This window comes from Synechococcus sp. H70.1, from assembly GCF_047502705.1.
GTDB lineage: Bacteria > Cyanobacteriota > Cyanobacteriia > Thermostichales > Thermostichaceae > Thermostichus.
The window spans coordinates 1-4,668 of record NZ_JANSIV010000084.1 but is presented as its reverse complement, the minus strand read 5'-3'; the positions used below and the strand labels follow the sequence as shown (position 1 = coordinate 4,668).

At 61.3% G+C, this 4,668-nt stretch carries 5 protein-coding genes; 3 read left to right on the top strand and 2 right to left on the bottom strand.

Annotated elements, in window-relative coordinates; all coding sequences use genetic code 11:
• Positions 1-237 precede the first annotated feature (237 nt).
• Complete coding sequence (locus NW827_RS06275; RefSeq protein WP_414359392.1) at positions 238-522, top strand: hypothetical protein; 285 nt, start codon at positions 238-240, stop codon at positions 520-522.
• 45 nt (positions 523-567) lie between these two features.
• A complete protein-coding gene (rpe, locus tag NW827_RS06270) occupies positions 568-1,278 on the top strand; it encodes a ribulose-phosphate 3-epimerase (RefSeq protein WP_414403211.1) in 711 nt (236 codons plus the stop codon).
• 77 nt (positions 1,279-1,355) lie between these two features.
• On the opposite strand, the gene NW827_RS06265 is transcribed toward rpe, so the two are convergent.
• A complete protein-coding gene (locus NW827_RS06265) occupies positions 1,356-2,057 on the bottom strand; it encodes a hypothetical protein (protein WP_414403212.1) in 702 nt (233 codons plus the stop codon).
• A gap of 503 nt (positions 2,058-2,560) precedes the next feature.
• Here NW827_RS06265 and miaA point away from each other — a divergent pair.
• Positions 2,561-3,577 (top strand): tRNA (adenosine(37)-N6)-dimethylallyltransferase MiaA, encoded by a 1,017-nt coding sequence (gene miaA, locus NW827_RS06260; RefSeq protein ID WP_414359386.1) that lies wholly within the window; start codon positions 2,561-2,563, stop codon positions 3,575-3,577.
• On the opposite strand, the gene menD is transcribed toward miaA, so the two are convergent.
• The coding region (gene menD, locus NW827_RS06255) for a 2-succinyl-5-enolpyruvyl-6-hydroxy-3-cyclohexene-1-carboxylate synthase (RefSeq protein WP_414503459.1) at positions 3,501-4,668 on the bottom strand (1,168 nt) is incomplete at its 5' end. The two genes, miaA and menD, sit on opposite strands and share 77 nt — an antisense overlap.

Here is a 4,668-nt window from a genome sequence, read left to right as displayed (position 1 = left end):
TTCCTGCCGTGGGTCGCCCGGTGGCAGTAGGCTGAGACCTCTGTACCAACAAGTCTGTGAAGCGGGAAGCCCGTACGCTATCTAAAACGAAGATGAGTGTCGGGAGTCGTTCACCGCAAGGCCTTGAAGCTGGCGAGAGTAATCTCCAAGGGCCTGTTCCGCCCAGACACTAAGGTGGAGCTAGGGCAGCGGCGACGAAAATATCCTCTATCTTGCTTCTTGCCTAGGGGTTGGTCTATGGGATCCCACACCAAGTTTTTCGGCACCGTCTTGGCCATGCTGGCTGTTAACGGCATCTACTTGCAATTACAGCAGCTTGCCCTGCGGTTGGAAGAAGAGGTGAACCCAGCTCCTTCAGAACAGGCTGCTCCAGAGCCGCAGAGCAACGCCCAGCCGCCGCATCCCTGGGGTCATCTGGCCCAAGTTTTCCGGGGGGCCAGCTTCGTCGGGATCCCCACCCCTAGGTTCCAAGCTGAGAAGCAGGGTGGTGCTTTGCAAAGGGGATCAAACCCCGTACCATAGAGGAGCAGGCCCCCTGTTTTGCGGTTTACAACTTGGATACTCACCATGACTCAGCCGTCAGCGACCTCTGGGCAAAAGCCACTTGTTATTGCCCCTTCCATCCTCTCGGCAGACTTTAGCCGCTTAGGAGAAGAAGTGCGGGCAGTGGATGAGGCGGGGGCCGACTGGATCCACGTGGACGTCATGGATGGCCGCTTTGTGCCCAACATTACCATTGGCCCCTTGGTGGTGGAAGCCCTGCGCCCGGTTACGGCCAAGCCCCTAGATGTGCACCTGATGATTGTGGAGCCGGAAAAGTACGTGGCTGACTTTGCCAAGGCGGGGGCCGACATTATCTCCGTTCATGCCGAGTCCAGCTCCACTATTCACCTGCACCGCACCCTCAGCCAAATCAAGGATCTGGGCAAACAGGCGGGCGTGGTGCTCAACCCGGCCAGCCCCTTGGAGCTCATCCAGTACGTGCTGGATCTGGTGGATCTGGTCTTGATCATGAGCGTCAACCCCGGCTTTGGCGGCCAGAGCTTCATTCCAGCAGTGGTGCCCAAAATTCGCCAACTGCGGGCCCTCTGCAACGAGCGCGGTCTGGATCCCTGGATCGAGGTGGATGGCGGTATCAAGGCTAGCAACGCCTGGCAGGTGATCGAGGCGGGGGCCAATGCCATCGTGGCCGGCTCGGCCGTGTTCAAGGCCAAAGACTATGGGGAGGCTATTCGCGCTATCCGCAACAGCCGTCGCCCGGAGCTGGTAACGGTTTGATTTGGGAAAACCGTGCTCTTGCGCTCCTCTCAGGCCAAGGCACAGAGGAGCAGGGATGGAAGGACGAGCCCGAAATTCTAGCGCAGAGCGGCGGTCTCCTGCTGGGTAGCCGAAGGCACCGTACCCTCCTCACTGGCGGCTTGGACGAGGCAATGGGAAGGCGTGGAAGGAGGAGTGATTGGCTGGGGCGAAGTAGGGCTGAAAAAAACCTGGCAGAAAGGCAGGCGGCTGTTGCGCTGAATGTCAGCAAGGTAGGGAGGAGGGATAGTACCCCAGTAGGCCTCTAGCACCTGCTGGTCGGGATCCTCCGGCAGCACCTGGTAGTACACCATCAGGCGGTTATCGGGGAACCAAGCGCGGACAAGTCTTTGCAGCTGCCTTGGATTGAAGCCCGGTTCCTCTGGGTTATAAATCAGGTGCATCCCCACTAGGCGCCCGCCCATGAAGTAGGCCTCCACATAAAACCCGCGGGCATAGAGGGGGGGCACGGAGGGATCCCGCGACGAAGGGGCACCCGGCAAGTAGAGAGCCTCACCCCCGGGGCGCAGTTGCCAGCGGCTCCAGCGGGGATCCTCCCGGTCGCTGGAGAGGGCTTCCCAATTGTTGGCGCGGGCGTAGCTTAAGAAGCGCTCCTCCACCATGCCCAAATAGAGCATTTCCATCTGCCAGGACGGTCGGGCCCGCGTTTGCAAGAGGGGCAGCGTGCGCACTTCTCCCTGCTTGAGCACCAAAACTTCTGCCCGCGCTGGGTAACCTTCCCACGTCAGCAGTGCTGCCAAGATACCTGCTCCAACTGCTCTACCAAGGCTGGCCAGCCCTCGCCGTGCCGCCCGTAGCAACAGCCTGACCAGGGGCAGCTCAAACCAAGGCCACGCCCCGCCCAACGCAGCTAGAGAAGCAGGGACGTAAGATGAGATCACGGGGAGATCAAGAGGCCAGGAAGAGGATAGGGGCCATGAATGCCTTATTCTAGCTTAACCAGCGGGAAGCCCTGCACTGGAGTTCCATGTAGTGTCGGGACGAAAGCCGTTCGTGCTACAACTAGGGGGAACAAGTAATTTCCCTAACTTGTTCGTGCTGGGGGTCGCAGGGTGGCAGCAGGCCGAGGCCTCTGGACCAACAAAAAATGCGAAGCCCGTACGCTAGCTGTTCGCGCAGCCTGTCGTAAGCCAGGGTGGGTTTACTCAACGAAGACGAGGGTCGGGAGTCGTTCACTCACAGTGCTGAGGTTCCTTAGAAATCTTAACCTGCTGCCCTGGGTGAACTTTCTTGCCGACAGCGGATGGATCAAAACCCGTATCCAACTGGGCGCGACTGCCGAGAAGCTCCCTCCTCGACCGTAGGGCCGGGGCTCATCGTTATTGCTGGCCCCACCGCCACCGGCAAGTCGCAGCAGGCGTTGTGGCTGGCCCGGCGGCTGGGATCCCCCCTGTTGAACGCCGACTCTCGTCAGGTCTACCGGGAGTTTGACATCGGCACCGCCAAGCCCACCCCTGCTGAGCGGGCCCTTTGGCCCCATGAGTTCATTGACTTTGTGGATCCCCGCCACACCTACACTGTGGCCGAGTTCCAACGAGCCGCCCAAGCCCGCATTGCCGAGGCCCATCGGCAGGGACAGACTCCCATTCTGGTGGGGGGGACGGGGCTTTACATCCAATCTATCACTGCAGGGCTGGGGATCCCGGCAGTTCCCCCGCAGCCCCAGTTGCGCGCTCAATTGGAGACGTGGCCGCCTGAGATCCGCTACGCCTGGCTGCAGCAGTTGGATCCCGTGGCCGCTCGGCAGATTCACCCCCATGACGAGGTGCGCACCCTGCGGGCTTTAGAGATCATCTACACCACCGGGAAGCCGGCTTCCCGCCTGCGGCAGGCCCACCCTCCCAACTACCCCATCTTGATCTTGGGGCTGCACTGCCCGATGCCCCGTCTAGAACAACGCATTGCCCGGCGCACAGCGGCAATGCTGGAGCAGGGGTGGATCGAGGAGGTAAAGACGCTGCGGGAGCGCTATGGGCCGGACTTGCCTCTTCTGCAGACCTTGGGCTATGCGGAGATTAGTGCTTACCTAGAAGGGCGGATCCCAGAGGCGGAGCTCCAGCCTTTGATTGTGCGGCGTACCCGCCAGTTTGCCAAACGGCAGATGACCTGGTTTCGGGCCATGCCAGGGATCCAGTGGCTAGACTGCGAGGCTGAGGATCTGCCGGAGCAGATTTGGAACCGGGTTATGGCGTGGAGGGCGGCTCAGACCAGCGCCGAAACCACTCCTGCCGTCGCTGCGCGTCCGCCCGCCGATTGGTAACGATCTCCCACACTTGCACCCCTTGGGCGGGCAAGGGATCCAGGGCTTGAGCCAGCTCCTCCCACGTCTCCAGCCGCTGGTGGGGAATGCCGTGAGCCTGGCAGAGGCGAGCAAAATCTACCGCCTGGGGAGTGGCAAAGTAGGGCTCAAAGGGAGGATTGAGCCCCTGGCGGCCCACCTCCGCAATGGGCAGTAGCTCGAAAATCCCTCCTCCCTGGTTGTTGATGAGCAAAATGGTTAGAGATCCCTGTAGCTGAGAGCTAAGCCGCAGGCCACCGCAGTCGTGTAGAAAGGCCAGATCCCCAGTCAGCAACACCGTCGGGCGATAGCGGTGGGCCACTCCAAAGGCAGTCGAGAGGATGCCGTCGATGCCGTTGGTGCCGCGGTTAAAGTAAGGCCGGATGCGGCGGTCGTTGGGCGGCCAGAACCACTCCACATCCCGCACCGGCGTGCTGTTGGCAATAAATAGCGGCGTTTCCGGAGGCAGGTGGTGGGCCAGCCACCAGGCAACCTTGCCCTCAAACCACTCCGGCACAGCCGCCAGCAGGCGATCCAGCTCAACCCGAGCTTTTGCTTCCGCCCTCAGCCAGGTTTGCAGAAAAGCGGTTGCCTTGGCCTTGCCTGCCGGGATCCCTGCCGCCACCTCCTCTACTGTGTAGGGCAAGTGGGTTGTGGAGTTGTGGAGGGGATCGGCGTTCTGAGGACGGGGGTCGAGTAGCCAGGTGCGGGGAGCCGCTTGCGCCAGAACTTGCCGTAGCACCTTGCTGGTGGGCAGGGATCCCAGTTGGATGACTTGTTCCGGCCAGAGCAAGGGATCCCCCCGCTGCAAGAGGAAGTCGTAGGTAGTGATGAGGTAAGGGTTAAGGGAAGCGTAGTTGCGCAAGGGGGAGAGTCCCTCCGCCAGCACCGGCCAGCCCAGAGCCAGCGACAAACGGGCCACTGCTGCCACGTACTCTTGGGGATCTGCCGGCTGGGCTGGCCCTGCCAAGATCACCCCCCGCTCGCAGCTGCACCACTCCTGCCAAAAAGAAGCTGTCTCTACCTGAGAAGAGTTCCGCCTTGTCGGGAAGGGAAATCCAGCAGGAGCCACC